Annotated in this window: 20 protein-coding genes and 1 tRNA gene; 5 read left to right on the top strand and 16 right to left on the bottom strand. The window is 31.3% G+C overall.

All coding sequences use genetic code 11. From position 1 onward, the window contains the following. Window positions 1–60 precede the first annotated feature (60 nt). Together J2127_RS01905 and J2127_RS01900 are read right to left on the bottom strand one after the other, a co-directional pair. Window positions 61–1,230, bottom strand: coding sequence for an MMPL family transporter (locus J2127_RS01905; protein WP_209731741.1), 1,170 nt, complete (start codon window positions 1,228–1,230; stop codon window positions 61–63). Between the two features lie 79 nt (window positions 1,231–1,309). Beyond that, window positions 1,310–1,846 carry a GbsR/MarR family transcriptional regulator gene (locus J2127_RS01900; protein WP_209731740.1) on the bottom strand — a complete coding sequence of 179 codons (537 nt, stop codon included), beginning with the start codon at window positions 1,844–1,846 and terminating at the stop codon, window positions 1,310–1,312. Between the two features lie 199 nt (window positions 1,847–2,045). Here J2127_RS01900 and J2127_RS01895 point away from each other — a divergent pair, with 199 nt between their 5' ends. The 3 genes from J2127_RS01895 to J2127_RS01885 all read left to right on the top strand — a co-directional run bounded on the left by J2127_RS01895 (window position 2,046) and on the right by J2127_RS01885 (window position 4,240). After that, on the top strand, window positions 2,046–3,056 hold the full coding sequence (locus J2127_RS01895; protein ID WP_209731739.1) for an RNA-guided pseudouridylation complex pseudouridine synthase subunit Cbf5: 1,011 nt from the start codon (window positions 2,046–2,048) through the stop codon (window positions 3,054–3,056). A 78-nt stretch (window positions 3,057–3,134) separates the two neighbouring features. Beyond that, window positions 3,135–3,344, top strand: coding sequence for a 4Fe-4S dicluster domain-containing protein (locus J2127_RS01890; protein ID WP_209731738.1), 210 nt, complete (start codon window positions 3,135–3,137; stop codon window positions 3,342–3,344). Between the two features lie 131 nt (window positions 3,345–3,475). Beyond that, window positions 3,476–4,240, top strand: a complete 765-nt coding sequence (locus J2127_RS01885; protein ID WP_209731737.1) for a hypothetical protein — start codon at window positions 3,476–3,478, stop codon at window positions 4,238–4,240. 82 nt (window positions 4,241–4,322) lie between these two features. Here the strand turns inward: J2127_RS01885 and comE are convergent, their stop codons facing one another. From comE to J2127_RS01840, 10 genes are all read right to left on the bottom strand, one after another. Continuing rightward, window positions 4,323–4,892 carry a sulfopyruvate decarboxylase subunit beta gene (comE, locus tag J2127_RS01880; RefSeq protein ID WP_209731736.1) on the bottom strand — a complete coding sequence of 190 codons (570 nt, stop codon included), beginning with the start codon at window positions 4,890–4,892 and terminating at the stop codon, window positions 4,323–4,325. 158 nt (window positions 4,893–5,050) lie between these two features. Continuing rightward, window positions 5,051–5,785 (bottom strand): HisA/HisF family protein, encoded by a 735-nt coding sequence (locus tag J2127_RS01875; protein ID WP_348635401.1) that lies wholly within the window; start codon window positions 5,783–5,785, stop codon window positions 5,051–5,053. A 321-nt stretch (window positions 5,786–6,106) separates the two neighbouring features. Beyond that, window positions 6,107–7,414 (bottom strand): formylmethanofuran dehydrogenase subunit B, encoded by a 1,308-nt coding sequence (locus J2127_RS01870; RefSeq protein ID WP_209731734.1) that lies wholly within the window; start codon window positions 7,412–7,414, stop codon window positions 6,107–6,109. Between the two features lie 249 nt (window positions 7,415–7,663). Further along, a complete protein-coding gene (gene vhuB / locus J2127_RS01865) occupies window positions 7,664–8,851 on the bottom strand; it encodes a F420-non-reducing hydrogenase associated-polyferredoxin VhuB (protein WP_209731733.1) in 1,188 nt (395 codons plus the stop codon). 424 nt (window positions 8,852–9,275) lie between these two features. Beyond that, window positions 9,276–9,410, bottom strand: coding sequence for a F420-non-reducing hydrogenase selenoprotein subunit VhuU (vhuU, locus tag J2127_RS08460; RefSeq protein WP_245314065.1), 135 nt, complete (start codon window positions 9,408–9,410; stop codon window positions 9,276–9,278). Window positions 9,411–9,425: 15 nt separating this feature from the next. After that, window positions 9,426–10,688 carry a F420-non-reducing hydrogenase Vhu subunit A gene (gene vhuA, locus J2127_RS01860; RefSeq protein WP_209731732.1) on the bottom strand — a complete coding sequence of 421 codons (1,263 nt, stop codon included), beginning with the start codon at window positions 10,686–10,688 and terminating at the stop codon, window positions 9,426–9,428. Between the two features lie 175 nt (window positions 10,689–10,863). Continuing rightward, window positions 10,864–11,727 (bottom strand): F420-non-reducing hydrogenase subunit VhuG, encoded by an 864-nt coding sequence (vhuG, locus tag J2127_RS01855; protein ID WP_209731731.1) that lies wholly within the window; start codon window positions 11,725–11,727, stop codon window positions 10,864–10,866. A gap of 106 nt (window positions 11,728–11,833) precedes the next feature. Beyond that, window positions 11,834–12,235: a F420-non-reducing hydrogenase iron-sulfur subunit VhuD gene (gene vhuD / locus J2127_RS01850; protein WP_245326410.1), complete on the bottom strand. Its 402-nt coding sequence runs from the start codon at window positions 12,233–12,235 to the stop codon at window positions 11,834–11,836. A gap of 220 nt (window positions 12,236–12,455) precedes the next feature. Further along, on the bottom strand, window positions 12,456–14,435 hold the full coding sequence (locus tag J2127_RS01845; protein WP_209731729.1) for a CoB--CoM heterodisulfide reductase iron-sulfur subunit A family protein: 1,980 nt from the start codon (window positions 14,433–14,435) through the stop codon (window positions 12,456–12,458). A 374-nt stretch (window positions 14,436–14,809) separates the two neighbouring features. After that, on the bottom strand, window positions 14,810–15,286 hold the full coding sequence (locus J2127_RS01840) for a VOC family protein (RefSeq protein WP_209731728.1): 477 nt from the start codon (window positions 15,284–15,286) through the stop codon (window positions 14,810–14,812). A gap of 603 nt (window positions 15,287–15,889) precedes the next feature. Here J2127_RS01840 and J2127_RS01835 point away from each other — a divergent pair. Then, window positions 15,890–16,804, top strand: coding sequence for a methanogenesis marker 8 protein (locus J2127_RS01835; protein WP_209731727.1), 915 nt, complete (start codon window positions 15,890–15,892; stop codon window positions 16,802–16,804). Between the two features lie 237 nt (window positions 16,805–17,041). Next, a complete protein-coding gene (locus J2127_RS01830; protein WP_209731726.1) occupies window positions 17,042–17,851 on the top strand; it encodes an isopentenyl phosphate kinase in 810 nt (269 codons plus the stop codon). A 77-nt stretch (window positions 17,852–17,928) separates the two neighbouring features. Here the strand turns inward: J2127_RS01830 and J2127_RS01825 are convergent. From J2127_RS01825 to J2127_RS01810, 4 genes are all read right to left on the bottom strand, one after another. Then, window positions 17,929–18,018: transfer RNA gene (locus J2127_RS01825), tRNA-Sec, on the bottom strand. A 61-nt stretch (window positions 18,019–18,079) separates the two neighbouring features. Beyond that, window positions 18,080–19,138: a homoserine dehydrogenase gene (locus J2127_RS01820; RefSeq protein WP_209731725.1), complete on the bottom strand. Its 1,059-nt coding sequence runs from the start codon at window positions 19,136–19,138 to the stop codon at window positions 18,080–18,082. 144 nt (window positions 19,139–19,282) lie between these two features. After that, the gene (locus J2127_RS01815; protein WP_209731724.1) at window positions 19,283–19,765 is read right to left on the bottom strand and encodes a hypothetical protein; all 483 of its coding nucleotides are present in this window, start codon (window positions 19,763–19,765) and stop codon (window positions 19,283–19,285) included. A 6-nt stretch (window positions 19,766–19,771) separates the two neighbouring features. Further along, window positions 19,772–20,314 (bottom strand): CDP-2,3-bis-(O-geranylgeranyl)-sn-glycerol synthase, encoded by a 543-nt coding sequence (locus J2127_RS01810; protein WP_209731723.1) that lies wholly within the window; start codon window positions 20,312–20,314, stop codon window positions 19,772–19,774. Window positions 20,315–20,502: the final 188 nt, after the last annotated feature.

Here is a 20,502-nt window from a genome sequence, read left to right as displayed (position 1 = left end):
TTTTAATTATTTTCTTAAATTTATTAAAGTATTTATCCACAAATTGGGATTATAAATTAATTATTCACGTTTTAAGAACTTAATTTTTGATATAAGCTTTTTATTGAACGGTTCTATATATTTATCATTCAACACAATTAATGATGGCAATAGGATTATAACCGCTAGCATACAGTATATTATACCCAAAGAACAACTTTTACCCAAGTTTTGCATTGTAGGTAACGGAGCAAGTATTAAAGCACCAAAACCAACCGTTGTAGTAGCAGTAGTTGCCAAAACTGCCGTACCGGTATTTATAACAGCTGTTTCAAGGGCTTCTTCAATCGATTCTCCTTTTTTTCGCTCTTCATGGTAACGGTGCATAAGGTGAATTCCATAGTCAATACCCAGACCTAAAAGCAATGAAGCAATAGCCGTGGTAGCGAAGTCCAAGGGTATGTCTAATAATGTCATAGAACCTCCAGTCCAAATAACTGCTAATATTACGGGTGCTAATGGCATCATTGAGGATAAGAAATTTCTAAAGTAGAATAAAAGTACTAGAAATACGCCCAATAAACCAACAACAGTTGTTATATATTGACTTTCATTCATAAGTCTTGAAACTAAGACTCTCAAAGATGGAGTTCCCGTTAATATTACCTTAGTTCCGGGAGGTATCGGAGCTTCTTTAACCCTATTTTCTATTTCAGTAATTAGTTGAGTATTTTTGATTGAATCAGAACCTGAATCTGACGTAATATATAGTGTGGCCATTGTATAATCATTATTGAATATTTTCCCCTGAGATTCTTCAGGTATTTGATTATAAATATGGTTCACCGTATCGATATCATTGGGTATTATGCCATTATTTTTTTCTTTAAATACGTCAGTCGGTGAAGATACCGATGTGACGTACTCTACACTACTTATATCCCGTTCTAAAAAATCTATAAGCTCTAGGACCCGCGGGTCTCGAATATCTGTAACTTTTTCAGAACTTTCCGAAGGGACTATTTTAATAGCTGTGGTTACTATATCAGTTCCACCAAAATTGTCTCTAACTTCATAGAGTGTTTTGATTGCTTCGTCATCTTGTGGTAGCATCTTTTCAAATGCAGTTTCCATCCGAATATTGGATGCAATAGAACCCATGACGATTGTCATAATTAATATGGTAATTACCACTAATAACGGTCTTTTTTCGGAAAATCCTGCTATTTTTTTAAGTATTTCTTCAATCATCGTATCACAAACTTGATAATTGATAATAGTTCATATTATTGATTATTTTTAGTTTATTAGTTGCTAATAAAATTTTATTTCATTTTACTATTTCTTCTTTCTTTTTTTTAGAATTTTCGATTAATTTTTTGTGTAATTCTTCATAATCAATATTTTCATACTCTCTGAGAGTTTCCATAACTTTTTCGGAAATTTCTTTAAGAATAATTACTCCATAAAGTTTTTTTTCCGTAAATTCTTTAGTTTCTAGGTCAATATCTTTATCCATCAAGGAATTTAATTTATAATAAGCATTGGATACAGCTTCGTGTCTTTTAAATACTAAATCCATAAGTGGAATAACTCCGCTAATCTTGTAGTAGTTTTTACGATCTCCTTCTACCCAAACTTTTTTTATTGCCTTTATTTCTTCAAGTCGCCTTATCATAGTGCTTGCATTACCTTTGCTTATCTTAAGGGTTTGTATAATGTCATCCATACATAACGGCTTTTCAGATAAGTATATGGCAGAATAGACCTCTCCCATCGATTTTGGTAAATTTGTAAGCCTTGCGATTTCATTAAATAGTTCCATAATTGTTTTTTTAACTTCTTCTTTTTCATTATCACAATGCATAGTAACACCATAGTTCAATTATTTCTGAACATAATGAACTATGTTATAAAATTATATAAACCTTTTGATAATAACATTATTGAAAAAAGTATTCTGATTTTATAAATTTATATACTTTAAATGACTATGTACATATATTATATATTTATATTAGTCAATTAAGTTAAATTAGTATCATTTATTTTTTATTTGGTGAATTATGAGTATGGAAAGAGAAATGTTAGTTAAGGAAGAGTCAAAAACAAACTATGAGTTTGGGACTAATCCATATAATCGTGATATAAAATCCTTACTGGAAACGGGAATCGTGATAATCGATAAACCATCGGGTCCAACGTCTCACGAAGTTTCTGCATGGGTAAGGGATATTTTAAGAGTTTCAAAAGCTGGACACGGGGGTACACTTGATCCAAAAGTAACAGGTGCATTGCCTATTGCACTCGGTAATTCAACAAAGTGCGTACCGTACTGGCACATCCCTCCTAAAGAATATGTATGTATTATGAGATTACATAGGGATATGAAAGAATCAAAAATTGGCGAAAAAGAAATATTGGAGCTTTTTGATAATTTCATCGGAAAGATGTACCAAAGACCTCCCTTAAAAGCTTCTGTAGCAAGAAAGTTAAGAGTAAGAAAAATTTATGAGTTAAAACTTATAGAAATAAATGACGAATTGAATTCGGTGCTGTTCTGGGTAAGATGTCAATCAGGAACTTACTTAAGAAAATTAGTTGATGATTTTGGTGAGGCTTTAGGTGTCTCAGCACACATGCAGGAATTGAGGAGAGTTAAAAGTGGTCCATTCTTTGAAGAAGAAGCAATTTATTTGCAAGATCTTGTAGATGAACATATCTATTGGAAAGAAACTGGGGACGAACAATATATCCGTGAAATCATAAAACCTGTTGAATATGGTTTGCAACATATGCCAAAAGTTGTAATTAAGGATAGTGCAGTAAATGCAATATGCCACGGTGCAGACTTATATGCAAATGGTATCACTAAAATCGAAAAAGGTATCGGTCCAGAAGAATTGGTATTGATTGAAACATTAAAGGGTGAAGCTGTAGCTATTGGTAAAACTCTTGCAAATACCAAAACGATTTTAAAGTCTGACGAAGAAATGGTCATAGATATAGAAAGAGTAATTATGGATAAAAATGTATATCCTAAAATGTGGAAATCATCCAAAAAGAAAAAATTTTAACGAAGTATTATTCTTAAAATAGTATTTTCTTAACATAGTATTTAGATAACATTAATTAATAACGCATATGGTGAAATTATGAAGATTACAATAAACGAAGAATACTGTAAAGGTTGCGATATTTGTATCCAAGTATGTCCAAAAGATGTATATGAAAAATCAAAGCAATTAAATAAAAAAGGTATTTATCCTCCAAAACCTGTAAATCCAAATGAATGTACACATTGTAACTTATGCGTTTTACAATGTCCTGACCAAGCTATCGACGTAGATTTAAATGCAGAATAACTCTTAATTAATACTTATTAACTTTAAAATTAAGTTTTATTTTTAAATTTTAGAATTATTATTTTATTACATTTATTTTTATATTTTATTTTTTACTAAGTATTTAATTTATTAGTTTAACGAGGGGTATTTTGATAGGAATTGCAACAAAATTAAGCAAATTTGATTATGACATGGATAAATTAATTAAGTTAAACAAGTTAATTACTAAAAATTTTGACATACACGTCATTGATGCTGAAGAAATACAATTAACGGATGAAAGCATACTAGAACAGTTAAATAAAAATTCTCAACTTACTATACAATGTAGAAGAGAAAATTCAATGGATTTATTAAATCTCTACAGTAGTTATGATTTCCATATTTGCTTTGTGTATGGGAATAAAAAGTATATGGACAAATATGAAAAAGATAACTCAAAATCATCCGTATTATCTTTATTGAACGAAGCTAAAAAGAAGATGGATACTAATAAGGTTTGGATAGGTACAGAAGGAATTGAGAATTTATTAGTATGTAATGAAAATATTGAGGAAATTGTAAATAATTCTATAAAATACTATGTTTATGGATGTAAAAAGTCAAATGCCGAATATAAAACATTATATGATAAAAGAACCGCAGTTTATATTCCCTTCATGGAAAATATCACCAATGAATTGGTAGATTCTATGGGGAATTACCTAAAAAGGCGAGAAAATTATGCAGGGGATTGGGAAAATTACCTTTTAAACATAGATAATGTATTTAATAAGGCTAGCCACTCTAAAAATAATAGTTTGATAGACAAATATAACAATAAAGACAAAGATTTTTCTGTTATTGGATATCCAATTAATCAAGATTATGGTCTTAAAAATTTAATGTTATTCAAAAATTACTTTGAAAAATAGAACTAATCCAAAAATAACTAAAATAATCTAAGAGCAAATTAAAAAATAAAATATAATAAATATAATAAATATAATAAAAACATTATTTATTTGCAACAGCGCCCATAAATCTTTCTTTAATAACTACAGGCTCTAATTCAATATTTTTAACTTTTTCATTGTGTGGACGAGTTTTTATAACTAATGCTTTTGTTTCTTTTTCATTCATTAGCTCAGAAAACATTTTTCTTATTTCTTTCTCTTTTACAAGTGTTTTAGCATCAATTTTGCAACCTTTAGCTACCATTTCCAAATCTGTGCTTATACATTGCGTTGATTGATTACCCGTAGAGCCATATGCGCAATTATCGATAATGATTAAAAGCATATTTTTAGGTTTTGTATATCCAATCGTGGATAAAGAACCCATATTCATCAAAACAGACCCATCTCCGTCGATAACTATTGTTTTTTTATCGTTTTCATATGCTTTTCCCAATGCTAATCCAAGTCCAATTGAAGAAGCTAGGCCCATGGAACCAAGCATATAGAAGTTTTCACTTCTATCGTTAATATCGTGTAATTCTTTACTTGGTATTCCTATGTTGGATATTATGTATTCGTCTGTTACATATTCCATTAGTATTTTTAGGACCTGATACCTTGTTAACATATTATCACTTTTTTAATACAATTTAATAAAATTTAATACAATTATAATTTAATCCGATAAATTGAAGAATGAATTGTAAATACAATTTTAAGATATATAATACAATCTTTATTATATTATTTATAATTTTATGGAGTATAATTTTAGCACAGAATATGTTAATATTTTTCAATTAAATTTTTTAAGTTTAATGTTCCATTATGCAACGAAGTTCCTATTAAAACACCAGAAACCCCTAAAGATTTACATTTATCTATATCGGAGATATTTTTAACCCCTCCGCCTACGTAAACCGCATTTTTAATACTTTTTACTACTTTTTCAATTAACGGATAATTTAAACCTTTTAAGGTGCCCACAGAAGAAATATCCAATACTATAACGGGAATATCAGGATTTTGGTTTAATTTTTCAATCAATTCCTTAAAATTATAGCCTTTGCTTAATAATTCTCCATTTTTAAAATCTAAGCTTAATATTACGTCTTTTTTATTTAAAAGTTCCAAATCAACAAGTGTTTCAGTACCTATGATTAATTTTGTATTCCTAAAGTCAAAAGACTTATAGTATTCATAATCAAATAGTGTAGATATTCCAAAGTCAATAATCTTATCACATTCAATTTTTTTAATAATTTCTAAATTTTTTTCAGAATCTATATTTAAAAATTTACCAGTCATTTCACTTTGATTTTTAGCAATAATTGCGTTTAAATCTGCTATGTAAATTTTTTTTACACCATATGACATATAAGCATTTGATAAGTCCACTGGATTACTGGATTTACAAATAATTGATTCTACAGGATAGTATGATTCCCTATTTCCACTTTTGCCATGAACCGCATTTTCCCCTAAAACATCTAAAACAGGAATTATTTCCAAAATAACCACCTAAAAAATTATTATGATAATTTACAATATCTGAATATCTATGAATAACAATAATAAATAATAATCTACTAGTTTATAACTTATATGGATTATATAAATTATCTAATTATATGCCATATAACTAGCAATAATATGTTTAAAATAACACTTTTAATTAGTTTAAATTAATAAATAATATTAAAAAAAGATTTGATTATATTAAAGGGTCCAAAAGGTTCCCCTTTAACAAATTACTTAATTCTTCAAGACGTATTTCGTAAGCATAAAAGGGGAATTTTATAACTTACCTGTTATTTATTCAATTATCTAATTTCTAATAATTTATTCCATTTTTTTAACTTCTTTCAATAACCCACTGATAATTTCAGCATCTGAAAGTAAGCCTTCAGGAACATCTACAACTTTTCTAAGTTCAATTGGTACACCATCCATTCTATATGCGGTACCTGAAACTTCAACACCGGTTAATGCAGTAGGCATAACGATGTTAGCTAATTCTGATGTAGGTGTTTGGTGAGGGTCGATACATACCAATGGGATTTTAACCATGTGCTGCAAAGCTTTTTGAGGGAAGTGTGCACCAGGGTCTGACGCAATGTTTAGCATCATGTCGGTTTCTCCTCTCTGTAACAAGTCATTTGAAGCGGTTTCTCCAGGGTTGTATCTTGGATATCCTCTTGAGAAGTCTACACCGTATGGGTAACCAGTTATCCAAGTGCTAACTTGGTTAAATCCGTTAACGTTATAGTGACCTCTCATAGGCATTAAGCTAAATTTGGTGTGTGCATTTAAATCAACGATTAACTGAATAGCGTTATCGATAATTCTGTGCTTTCCTCTACTCATGGTTACACCCATTGAGAAGAATAATGTACCAAATTGAGCATTTTTACAAAGGTCCACAGCTTCGTAAACTGTTTCCGTAGGAATTCCTGCTACGTAATCAGATTCAATTTTGAAGCCTTTTAAAGCTGCCCTCATAGCACTTACAAGTTCATAATCTTTATGAGGTTCAACTTGAAGGTGAACATCTGCTAATTTTGCAGTATCTGTTTTTCTTGGGTCGACAACGATCATTTGTCTGTCTTTTCTTCCTCTCTCACGGAAGAACCCTCTTGCAAATACTGAGTATCTACTCATATGTCTAGGGTGAGCGTGCATTGGATTGCTACCCCAGAATAGAACTGTGTCAGCTCTGTTTTTAGTTTCCCCTAATGTGGCTACAGGATAGCCTACGTCTTGTACTGCCAATAATGATGGTCCGTGTCATACACTCGCGGTGTTATCTAACACGCCATTAACTTTTTCGCCTAATAGTACACCCAATTGTTGAGCGTGACATTCTGCAGAACTCCATCCATAGATTAATGGAAGTTTTGATTCTACAAGAAGCCTTGCGGTTTCTTCGATGGCTGTTTCATAGTCTACTTTTTTGAATTCGTCCTTTTTATTTTCTCTCATTAAAGGACTATCGTATCTTACAGAACCTTCATAATGCATAAATTTAGCATTTCCGATTCTACAAGCGTTTCTTGTACCTACGATATGACCATCTTCTACAAGAACTTCAATATCGTCACATAGAGTTCCACAAAATGGACATACTACGTTTTTAACCACTTTTACCATTGTATTCACCCCTTGGTGGGATACCAGATATACGGTAATTTATATCGTATTTTTATTTTATAATTTGAATTTATTTAGTTGATAGATGAAGAAATATTTATTTTAAATATGTATAAGGTCAAAAATACATATTTAAAATTTTTTTTAAATATTTAACCGTTATTTTAAATATTTAAATAAATTGTTAATTTATTATTAGTTGATAAGGTATTATCTTATTTAATAGTTTAGAAGTTACAAATTATAGTCTTATTGTAAGCCTAAAGCGTTTCTTTTGGCTTTATCACAAGCTTCTATACACTTTAAACAAAGTATACAGTAGCCTTCGAGTGGTTTTTTCTCATCGCCTGTAAGTTTCAATGTGTCTTGTGGACATACGTCTACACATTCACCACACTGGTTACATAAAGCAGGGCTAAATTCAATTCTGTTGTATTCCTTACCTTCGTGAGTAATTTTACCCATTTTTAAAGCACCAGTTGGACACTTCATAACACAAGCACCACATCTGATACACATTCTAAATTCTGGGTCTTTATCTGTTTTAGTTCTTGAAGGTAATGCAAGTCCTTTCTGGTTGATTAAGTTAATTGCATTTGTAGGACATTTTATAGCACAAGGTCCACAATAGTTGCACTTATCTTCATACCATACTAATCCTTCTTCTGTAACTGGTTTAGCGCTTCCATATTCTACTTCTAAGGAAATAGCATCCACAGGACAGTTTTGCTCACATAAGTGACATGCAGGACAAGCTTCTGGCAATTTTACAATTAAATCTTCTGCATTGTATGTAATCATGTCACCCGGACATACTTCAACACATTTTTCACAACCTATACATTCTTCGGTAACTGTGAATGATTTAATTTCTTTTTGTCTTTTTGAAGGTTTTTTGCCTGCTACATATATAGCGTTCCATGGGCAAGTTTGTGCACATACGCTACAGTATATACATTTTTCTGTGTCAATAACTGCAAGTTCATCTTCGATTGAAATAGCATCCACTGGACAAACTGGTACACACTCTGAACAACCTACGCAAGCTTCTGTTACTTTGATAGGTTCCTGAGGTATTGTAACTTCTTTTTCAGGTTTGTCAATTTTTCCAGGGATTGAAATTATATCGATTGGACAAGCGTCAACACATTTTTCACAAAGTACACAGTGTCCTTTTGAGTATGGGAATCTATCATCAACTTTTTTAATGCCTGTAGGGCAAGCAGTTGCACAGTTTCCACATTTTATACACTTGCTACCGTTGTATATTAACTTACCATTGTTTTCTACTAACGCCCCTGTTGGACATGCACTTGCACATGAAAAGCACAAGTTACAGGTCTTAAAGGGGGCAATTTCTATTGCCTCGGTTGGACATGCTTTTGAACAAGCATTACAAACAAGACATGCATCTTCTTGAATTTTAATTCCAGCCATTTGATACCCCTTTTAAATTTTTGATAATATGGGGCCTTCTGATGAAGGTTTTTAAGTGAATATTAAAATAACCATAAACTTGATTATTTTAATCATAATTGATAATTATAATAGACAATTACAATTTAGATATATAGTTTATTTCCTATAAATATTTTTAAATTTAGACAGTTAGTTACTAAATTTACTATTTTGATATCAAATCTGATAATTAGTTTTAATGCTCAAAAAATTATCTCTAAGTTAGTATAATTATCAGAATATTAATTAAATATAATCTTTTAAATTTAAAACTTTATATTTAACATCTTTGATAGATATTTAATATTTTAATAATATCATTTTTGACAATTAGTATAATTATTTTAAAAAATTAAAAAATTGTGAAATATTTCTTTACCTCCCAATGGGTTCGGTTAAAGAATTATTCATCGTTTACAATTTCAAATACAACGTTTCCTTCAGCATCTTCCACAATCATGTGAGCAGCACATGAATATCAAGGGTCGTATGCTCTTAATACAATTTCTATTAAATTTAATTTTGTTTCATCCACCATATTACCACCAGAGGCTTAATTGTCTTTGAAAAGCACTTCTGCGGCTTGTTGGATAGCTTTTTCCATTGTAGGTACATTGTGCGTAGTAGCAACAATCATATTCGCTTTAGTTACGATACCGTTATCATCGGTTTCGTAGTTGTGGAATAAGGTACCTCTTGGAGCGTATACAACACCAACGCCATTTCCAGCTTTTGGTTCAACTTCTGCCTTAACATCTGTTGAAACAATCTCTGGGTCTTCGAGAAGTTCTTTTGCTCTTTCGCAAGCTGAAAGTAATTCGATTAATCTTGCTTGGTTGTATGCTATTGATTGATTTGCCGGTCTTCCAAATGTTTCAGCAAATTCTTTTCTAGCCTCTTCTGCAAGGGGTGTAGACATTGAATCACAAACATTTATCATAGCTAAAGGACCAACTCTATATAATCCTTCAGGGTAACCAACTTTTTTGTTGTAAGGGTATTTTACATAACTGTGTTCTACAACATGTTCTCCAAGATAGTCTAAGTATTCAGCAGGTTTGAATTCCATTTTTTCGGAACCGTCTGGTGAAACAAATCTTAAAGTGTCTCCGTAGAAGTTATGTTTACCATCTTTAACTAAACCCAAATACCAGGTATCAATTACACCCAATGAGTTTATTGTATCCAAGTATTTTTCATTAAGTGATTTCATTAAATCGAGTCCATCCTGACCATATTGAATCATTGTATCAATTACAGCCAAAAGTTCGTCTCTTTTTTCTTCACTCATTGATTTTGATAAACCGCCTGGAATACCAGTTACTGGGTGTATAGGTTTACCACCAGTAGCTTCAACCATTGATTGACCTACTCTTCTCATTGCGATAGCTTTTTTAGCTACTTCTGGAGCCGCATCAATTACTCCAATAACGTTTCTAATTGCAGGGTCTGCGTCTGGTCCAAGGACAAAATCTGGAGCCGCAAGATAGTAGAAGTGTAATGCGTGACTGTGAATCATATTTCCCAAATGCATTAATTCTCTCTGTTTCTCTGCAGCGCTTGGAATTTGTGCGCCCCATGCAGCATCAACAGCTTTAACACTAGCTAAGTGGTGAGCTGTTTGACAAATACCACATATTCTTGGGACTATTCTTGGTACCTCTTCAGCAGGTCTTCCAATTACAAATTGTTCAAAACCCCTGAGAGCGGTAATATGTAATTTTACATCAGCTGGTTTACCTGAATCATCCAACTTGATGGTAACTTTACCATGCCCTTCAAGACGGGTTAGTGGTGCTATTGTAATTTTACCCATAGAGTCACCGTCCTTATTTTAAGTCTAAATTAGTCTAAATAATTCTAAATCCTTATTAATAGTCACATGAAATTACTAAATACTAATTTTTACAAGTTAATATTGTAATAAAATATGTAAATTAATAATTTCAATAGTAGAATAATATAATAAAATCAAAATTAGATTTAATTAATTATTCCTGTTTTTTTGAAATCAAAGCTGCTGGCAATGTAAATCTGTTGAATAATGCTGATTTGTCGGAAATTTTTAAAGCTTCATCTCCTGCGGCAGCAAATGTATTTGCCAAAGATGAACCCTGGTCAAGTACTTCATCAGTTTTACCATAGCATCCCCTACATGGAACTCCCGCACTTGGGCAGAGTGCACCGCATCCTGCTCTTGTACCCATTCCTACGCAAGTGTAACCTTGTTCAAATAAACATTTTTCAGGATCTGGTGTTCCTTCAAAAGTTCTTTTAAATGTTTCTGGTATAACATTTTCTTTTGTTCTTGGACATTCGTCGCAAACAATCTTTTTAGGTAATTCTGGGTCTCTACCTTCTAGTAATGCTACAATTGCACCAGCATTAATTTCCGGTCTTGGAGGACATCCTGGAATTACGTATTCTACATCCACTATACTTGGAACCGGCATAACAGAATTTGTTAATGGAGGAACTATTTCATCTGAAGGTAATTCTCCAATATTATCTGTTGATTCAGTTTCATAAGCAGTTTTTTTCAACTGTTCAGTGTCGTATAGGTTTCCAAGTCCTGGAATTCCACCATATACTGCACAGGTTCCCCAAGCAATCACTACTTTTGATTTTTCTCTGATTTCATGAATTAAATGTTCATCGTGCTCATTTCTTGCACCACCTTCTATAAGAAATACATCACATTCTGGTATTTCTTTTGCATCGGCGATGATTGGAGCATAAACGATTTCCAAATTAGGAAGAACATCTAATAATTGTTCGTGTAAATCAAGTAGTGATATATGGCATCCTGAACATCCACATAGTTGTATTAATCCGAGCCTAACTTTATCTGCCATGTAATCACCTTATATTCTTAAAGGTATATTCCCCAACACGGGGCAGTCGTTTTACAAGTCCAGAGGTTTCCTGCAAAACTCATCCTCTTTTTTCTTACTTCTTTACTTATTTTAATGGGTTTGGACCTAACTTTTTAGCTCTGTCAGTCATTTCTTTAACAGCTTCGGTGAATTTTCCTGCGTCTGCTCCACTCATGAAGAACATTTCGATTCTATCTCCACCTATTCCCATTTCATCGAGAATTTGCTTGGTCATTTTAACCCTTTCTTCCGCTCTGAAGTTACCTGTTTCGAATGCACACTCATTAGGTTTTCAACCTGCAACAAATACTGCATCAGCACCTTTTTGGAATGCCCTTAATGCGTAGGTAATATCAAACTTACCTGTACAAGGGACTCTTATAGGTCTAACGCTTGCTGGGTATTGCATTCTACTAGTACCTGCTAAGTCAGCAGCACCATAACCTCATTGATAGCAAATGAATGCCATAATTATAGGTTCGGCCATTGTTATCCCTTCCTATATTTTATTTTTATAGAATTGATTAATTTATTCTGTAATATTTTTCAATACATCTATAAAATTTCGTATTTCTATATTATTTGAATAATATTACTTTATTTTTGAAATTACATACATTTTTATTAATATATCCAAATATTGCTTAAAATATATGATATATTAAATAAGATATTAATTAAAGATATTTTTTAATAAATTTAATTAATTATTCGTTATTAATCATATTAGCTGCATCTAACATTCCGTCAATTGAATCTAAGATTTGTGAGTCTCTGTAGTATCTTAACTGCATAGCACCACTTGGACATGCACCTGCACATGCTCCACAACCTTTACATGCAACGTCGTCTGTTATAGCTACCAAATGACCTTCTTTTTCCTCGTATGTAATCGCATTATATGGGCACATTATTGCACATACTTTACATCCACCACATACATCTTCGTCAACAGTTGCTCTAATCATTTCAATTTTGAAGCTACCTTGTGACATTGGAATAGCCACAGCACTTGCAGCACCTTTTGCTTGTGCTACTGTGTCTGGAATATCCTTAGGTCCTTGTGCAACTCCTGCAATTGCGATACCGTCAACTTTTGTGTTAACTGGAGCTAATTTAGGGTGTGACTCCTTAAAGAATCCTTCTGGCCCTACATCAACGCCCATCATTTTAGCTAGGTCTTTTGTTTCTTTTTTACCCACTAAACCAGCTGATAATACAACTAAGTCAGCATCAATCTCTAAGATTTCGCCTAATAATGTATCTTCAACTCTAACGGTTAAGTTTTTAGTTTCAGGGTCTTCAATAACAGCTGCAGGTCTTCCTCTAACGAATCTAACACCGAACTGTTCTTGTGCTCTTTTATAGTATTCTTCGTATCCTTTACCAAATGCCCTTATATCCATGTAGCAAATGTATACTTCTGCATTAGGGTCGTGCATTTTCATTAACTGAGCGTTTTTAAGTGCGAACATACAGCATACTCTTGAACAGTATGGGTTGCCGACTTTTTCGTCTCTTGAACCAACACATTGTACAAATACGGTTCTGTGAGGGTGTTTACCGTCACTTGGTCTGATTTCATGACCACCGGTAGGTCCAGCAGGGTTAATCATCCTTTCAATTTCTAAGGTTGTGATAACGTTGTCATAAACTCCGTAACCATATTCTTCTTTTTGTGTAGCATCAAATTCATCGTACCCTGTAGCTGTGATAATTGTACCAACCTTAATTTCTACTTCTTCAGGTTTTTGGTCGTATCTTACAGCTTTTGCAGCACATACTTTTGAACAAAGTTCACAGTTAATACAGTGTTCCATATCAATAGTATATACTAAAGGTACAGCTTGTGGGAATGGAACGTATATCGCTTTTCTGGTACCTAAACCTAAATCAAATTCGTTAGGTATCTCTATAGGACATACTGCAGCACAAGCACCGCAACCGGTACAGGTAATTTCATCAATGTATCTTGCTTTTTTCTCAAGTTTTACATTGAAGTTACCAATGTATCCATCAATATCTTTAACTTCTGTGTAAGTTAATAATTCCACGTTCGGGTGGTTAGCCACCGAAACCATTTTCGGTGCGAGAATTCACATCGCACAGTCATCGGTTGGGAAAGTTTTAGCTAATTGTGCCATTCTTCCGCCGATTGACTCGTCTTTATCTACGAGATATACTTTAAAGCCTTGGTCGGCAAGGTCTAATGCAGATTGGATACCTGCAATACCTGCACCTATAACCATACAGCTCTTATCTACATCCACAATTTTTTGAGGTACGTCCTCAAGTTTTTTAGCTCTAGCAATACCTGCTGCAATTAACTCTTTAGCTTTATCTGTTGCAGCTTTTACGTCATTCATATGAACAAAAGCGTCATGCTCTCTGATGTTCACAAACTCTAAATAATATGGGGATATGCCTGCTTCTGATAAACAAGCCCTAAACGTAGGTTCGTGGATCTTAGGAGTACATGCTGCTACCACAATTCTGTCTAACCCTTTTTCTTTAATTGCATCTTTAATAAGATTTTGTCCAGGGTCAGCACACATAAATGGGTATGTATCAGCAACTACTACTCCATCGAGTTTGGAAGCGAAATCTTTAACTGCTTCACAATCCACTGCACCGTTGATGTTAGAACCACAGTAACAAACGAAAACCCCCACTTTGGGGTCACTCATGGATTCACCTCCACATTAAACAAATAATAATGTATGTGCAAATATGTATACATTTATAATACACTCACATTATTATATAAGGATATATTCTTGATTTTCTTAATGGGTGCTATTAGTTATTATAAATTAAAATAGTTTTTTGGAAGTATGTTTTATAGTAATCCACGTTCAATATGTTAAAATTTTAAAAATAGCGTCATTTATTTTATTGAGATATTAATTATTTACAGATACATATATTTTTAACCAAATATATATAAATTATTCTTTAAATTTGATAATATAGTTTGAAAAAAATTTAATAGTAAATTGATTATCTAAACGCATATTTGTTATCGAAATGTTTAATATTTTAATCATTATCACTTTTTATATTATTGTTTTTCGTTAACCATTTTTACAAATTCAATTGGATGTTGGATAATTTCTGCAGTTTTTTCGATAGAATATCCTTCATTAAGATAGCGTTTTGCAATAACCTCCATTGATTCTCCTATTTCTATGATATGAAAATCAGGGTCATAAATACGAACAACTCTTTGTTTCCATTCATGTTTTTTAGGTTTATTTACATACACTATTTTCTCATATTTTTCATATTCTTCTAGTTTTTTTAAAAATTCGTCAAAATCATCTACTTCAAAATATAATTCCATATTATTTGATTTTTTAATCAATGAATTAGCAGGAATATCTATGAGCCATGGAAAATCTTCTTGTAGTGCAAATCCTCCATCAAATGTTACATTTTTACCCAAATCATAGATGACATGTTGATTAAAAAGTTTTTCATAGAATTTCTTGGAAATGTTGATATCTTTAACTGCCAATAAAGTTGTTATATACTTCACAATCCCACCCTAAAGTCTTATTATTTATTAATTTTTACTAATTTATTATTAATTTATTATTAATTATATAAATAGTATATTTCTTAATTAAATTGAGTATTTTATATTATGTGGCGTATAACGTAACGTAACATAAGATATACACATACATTTTTGATTCATAGTAAATTATATATACAAGTACATTATACTAATGTTATGCACGGTGTGGGATAGTAGTGATATTTTTAACCCCCTCATACCCCCACATCACTACTGATAACACCGTGTGGGAGATATTTTTATCTCCTATCCCATTCCCACCCCTCATATTAATAAAGCTGTTTTTTTGAGAATTATTTGATTTATATTAGTTAATTAATCATATGCTATTAAGTGTATGGTAATACGATTTTAAATGTGCTTATTGTTATTTTAAATAGATAATTATATTAAAAATATGTATATATGATCTATTAGAGTTATATCTAATTTATATCTAATTATGTCCAATTACGTCTAATTTACATCTAAAAGTTTTTAATTATATGGTTAATCAATGTTTTTAACATATATTATTATATTTGTAATTACTTGCAATTAATTGTTATTTTGAGGAAAATTATGAAAAATAATGAAGATATTCACATCATGGAAGCACTGGGTAATGCAAAAGTTACCGTAGTTAATGGAAAGGTTGTAGCTGTGGATAAACCAATAATAAAGACCTGCCCTTTATTTTTAAAACATAGAAATATTAAAGAGTTAAATGAAGATACTATACGGAAGAATATTGAGTTTAGGATACAAAGCTTCGGATTATTCACAAAAGACCGAGTGGTTGAAGAAAAGGAGCAAATTGTTAGTTTCGGAACTTCTGAAATTTTTATGACTGCTTTAAACAAAAAAATGTTGGATGCAGTTGTTATCGTTAGTGACTGTGCAGGGACTGTTATAACAGCAAATCCTTATTTGGTACAGGGATTATGCGGTAGAATATCAGGAATTGTTAAAACCACACCTGTAAAAGAAGTAATTCAAAGAATAAATAATGCAAATCCAAATGGCGCAATATTAAATGAAGAAACTGCAGAAATTAATCAAGTAAAAGGAGTTTTAAAAGCAATTGAGCTTGGTTTTAAAAATATTGGTGTTTCAGTAGCATACCCCGAGCAGTTGAAAGAAATAAGGCAAATTGAGAACGAATATAATTTAAAAAATTCACAAAATAATGAAGATAGTATAAAAATCTGTATTTTTGGAGTGCATACTACAGGGGTAGATTTTAATAAATATAAATCAGAAATCCCTGAATACGATTTAATCACAAATTGTGCATCTAAGAGTCTTTATAATTTATTGAAAACAGATGAAGAATTAAAAGGAGTTTTAAAAGTACAGGCAGGAAAAGGTGTACCAATATATGCTTTATCTAATTTTGGTAAAGATTTGTTATTGGAACGTTTTAAAGAATTAGATAAAAAGATTTACATTTGTACTGAGGATAATTTGCCAGATATTCAAGAAATGCCGCAATAAGGAAGTAACTCTATAAGTTAAATTACTTATTTGTATAATAATATAATCTAATATAATCTAATATAATCTAATATAATCTAATATAATCTAATATAATCTAATATAATCTAATATAATTTAATATTAGTTTTAAAATAATTTTAATATCTTAGTTTTTAATTTTTTAGTTAAATATATTTTATATAGGTTAATAATTATTATGTTTTTATATGGAATATTATTAAATTGGTGAAAAAAATGTTAATCGTGTTAAAACTTGGCGGTAGTATATTATGTGATAAAAATATCCCTTATTCTGTAAAATGGGATAATTTATCAAGAATTTGCAAGGAAATAAGACAATTTTTTGATGAAAAATTGATAAAAAACCCCGGGAGTTCCTCTAACAATCAAGAAAAGCCAAAATTAATAATAATACACGGAGGAGGTTCATTTGGACACCCTGTGGCAAAAAAACATATTATAAAAGACGAAGATGGAAATTCTAAATTTGTAGATATGGAATCAGGTTATTGGGAAATACAGAAAGCAATGCGTAAATTTAACGATATTGTTATATCCGAATTACACGATTATGGTATACCTGCGGTTTCTGTTCAACCTTCTTCTTTTACAATGTTTACCAAGGAAGGCTTACATTTTGATTTAACTGCTCTCAAAAAAATGCTCGATAAGAATCTTGTGCCAGTAATACACGGGGATATAGTACTAGATGAATTAAATGAGTACAAGATTTTTTCAGGTGACCATGCACTACCTTACTTGTCTAAAGAACTTAAGCCAGATTTAAGCCTACACGCTTCAGACGTCGAAGGTGTTTGGGATAATAATAAAAATATCATAGATACCATATCCAGTCAAAATATTGAAGATGTAAAAAAATCACTATCTTCTTCATCAAAAGAAGATGTTACTGGTGGAATGTATTTGAAAGTTATGGAGTGTTTTAACTCGGGGGTAACCTCTATCATTTTTAACGGGAATAAAAAAGATAATATCTATAAAGCATTGAATAATAAGGTAAATGGAACTATAATTGAAAAATAATATGTTAAAATATAATACATTAGATAATACAATATCTCTTAAAAAATAATATTATTTTTAAAATTTTGTTAAAAAAACGGCATAGGGGGGGAATCGAACCCCGAATTCCCATGGAACTCGACGGATCTGAAGTCCGCCCTGAACTACCAAGTCCAGCACCCCGTGCCACGACTACTTTTTTATATTGTTTGTAAGTACTATAAAAAGGTTATTAAAAAAAATTATTAATTAGTCATTACACTTTTTTGAATTGCCTATAAATATTAAGTCACTTAGTATTGCAGAAGAAGTTTCAATGTCTCCAGCTCCTCTTCCTACTACTACAACGTCTTTTGCTAAATCTGTATCAAACATAGCAACGTTTAAAGAGCCTTTAACGTTCATAGGGTGGTCTATAGGTATCAATTTAGGACAAACTTCTAATTTTTTATTTGAAACTTCTCCGATTAATTTTATTGTAGTACCACTTTTATTTGCCATTTTAAGTGCTTCTGGCGTAATTCTTGTTATTCCTTCAAGTTTTACATCTTTGATTGTACAATCTTTACCTAAAAGAGTATTTGCAAGAATTACCATTTTTGCAGCAGTATCTAACCCACTAACATCTTGATGAGGGTTTGTTTCTGCTATTCCCAACTCTTGAGCTTCTTTTAAAATAGTATTAAAGTCTAATCCTTCTTTTTCCATTTTAGTTAATATGTAGTTGGTTGTACCATTTAAAATTCCTTTAATGTTCTTAATATTGTTACCTGCAAGGCTTTCTCTAGCTAAATTTATTACTGGCATAGCTCCGCCTACTGATGCTTCGTATCTAAACATTACGTCGTTTTTCTCTGCACTATTCATTAATTCTGAATATGCTACTGCCAAAGCTCCTTTGTTTGCAGAAACAACGTGTTTTTTAGATTCAAAAGCTTTTAAAGTGTATGATTTTGCAGGTTCGCCTGTTTCTATGTTTGTAGGGGTTACTTCTATAACTACATCAGCGTTAACAGATTCAATAACTTCAAGTATGCCTTTTTGAACCCCAAATTCGTGATTAACTATTTTTCCGGTTTCTTCCTTAGTTTTTATTATTGAAAGGGGGTTAATTCCATTTTCGTTTACGGTAGCACCGCTACTGTCACATGCAGCAACAACACTTATTTTAAATCCATACTTTTTAAATAAATCAATGTTTTTAGCGTCTATAACTTTTAAAACGCCTTTTCCAATAACTCCCAAGCCAACTAAAATTACTTTAAGTTCCTTAAAGTCATTACTTTTATTAAGACTCTTTTCACACATAATTTACCTCTAGTAGTAAATATCGAATAATTATAGCATTTTAAGTTTTTTAGATTGAATTTATTTTTATAATTCTATTTTATTTATTATATTTTATTTTTAAATTACAATAGTTATACCGTATTGGAATACTTTATATTACATTTAACAAGATTTTACAAATAACAAATCTTTTTCTTTTGAAATTATATCGAATTCTTCGTATAATTCATCTATTTTTTCCACATCAACCACTATTCTCATTTTAGCAGATGATTCTACGTTAGGGGATGGCATAGACAAATCTAAATCGAGTACTAGGCCTATCTCGTTTATTCTATCTATAGTATCTCTTACATCAGTATCTACGACATGACCGATAATTACAACGTCTAAATCTAATTTTCTTCTTTTTTCATTTATTTTAGCAACAATTACGTCTATACTTTCTAGTTTATCAATTATGGAGGATAATTCTTCATCATCAATTTTATCGATAACAACTTTTACCGGTAACCTACCGTCTTCGGTTCTTTCTTCTCGCATATGTATAACGCTTATAATATTCCCTTTTGCAGAAGATATGGGTTCAAGAGCTTTTAATAATTCACCAGGCGTATCTTTTAATTCTAAATCAAGAAATATCATATTTTATTACCACCATACTTTTTTAATTCCTAATTTATACGCAATTATATTTGATACCAAATGAACAATTGGCGAGAGTAGTATTAATAATATAGCCATGTTCACTGAAACAGGTATGTAAAAGTAACCAAATATTAGGGCAAATACTATAAATGTTAATTGGTCCCATAAGGGTGCAGAACCGCCCTGTGAAATATTAAACCTTCTTTTCACAAAACTTCCAAACATGTCTCCAAATAAGGCACCAGATGATAAAAGTAACCCTAATATGACATATTGTGTTAATCCAGCATTTAAAAACATCATCCAATCGAAATTAAAGTAATTGCCAACAAAATATTGGAGTATTGAGCCAATAACTCCACAAGTTATTCCAGAAATTGTTCCCTTAATTGTTACCCCATTTCCTATTAATCTACGACCATCAACAAAGTTTTTGCCTCCATCTAACGGAGTTCCCCCTCCAAAAACACAAGCCATAGCATTTGCAATATATGCAGGTATTATATACCATACTGAGCTCAATAGTAAAAATACGTAATAATCCATAAAATCCCTCTAGTGTAAACCTATGTTTATTATTGTATATCACTATTTAAATTTACCGAATATCTATCAAATAACGTCAGCTAAAAATAGTGTATATTTTTGTAAATATTATAAATATCGTAAAAAAACGTGTTTTTAAGCACTCAAATAATTATTGATTTAAAACAATAAAATAGGAAAAATTTAGT

It is taken from the genome of Methanococcus voltae (genome assembly GCF_017875395.1).
GTDB lineage: Archaea > AGJL01 > Methanococci > Methanococcales > Methanococcaceae > Methanococcus > Methanococcus voltae_C.
Note: the sequence above shows the minus strand (reverse complement) of the source record. Positions and strands in the feature narration are given on the sequence as shown.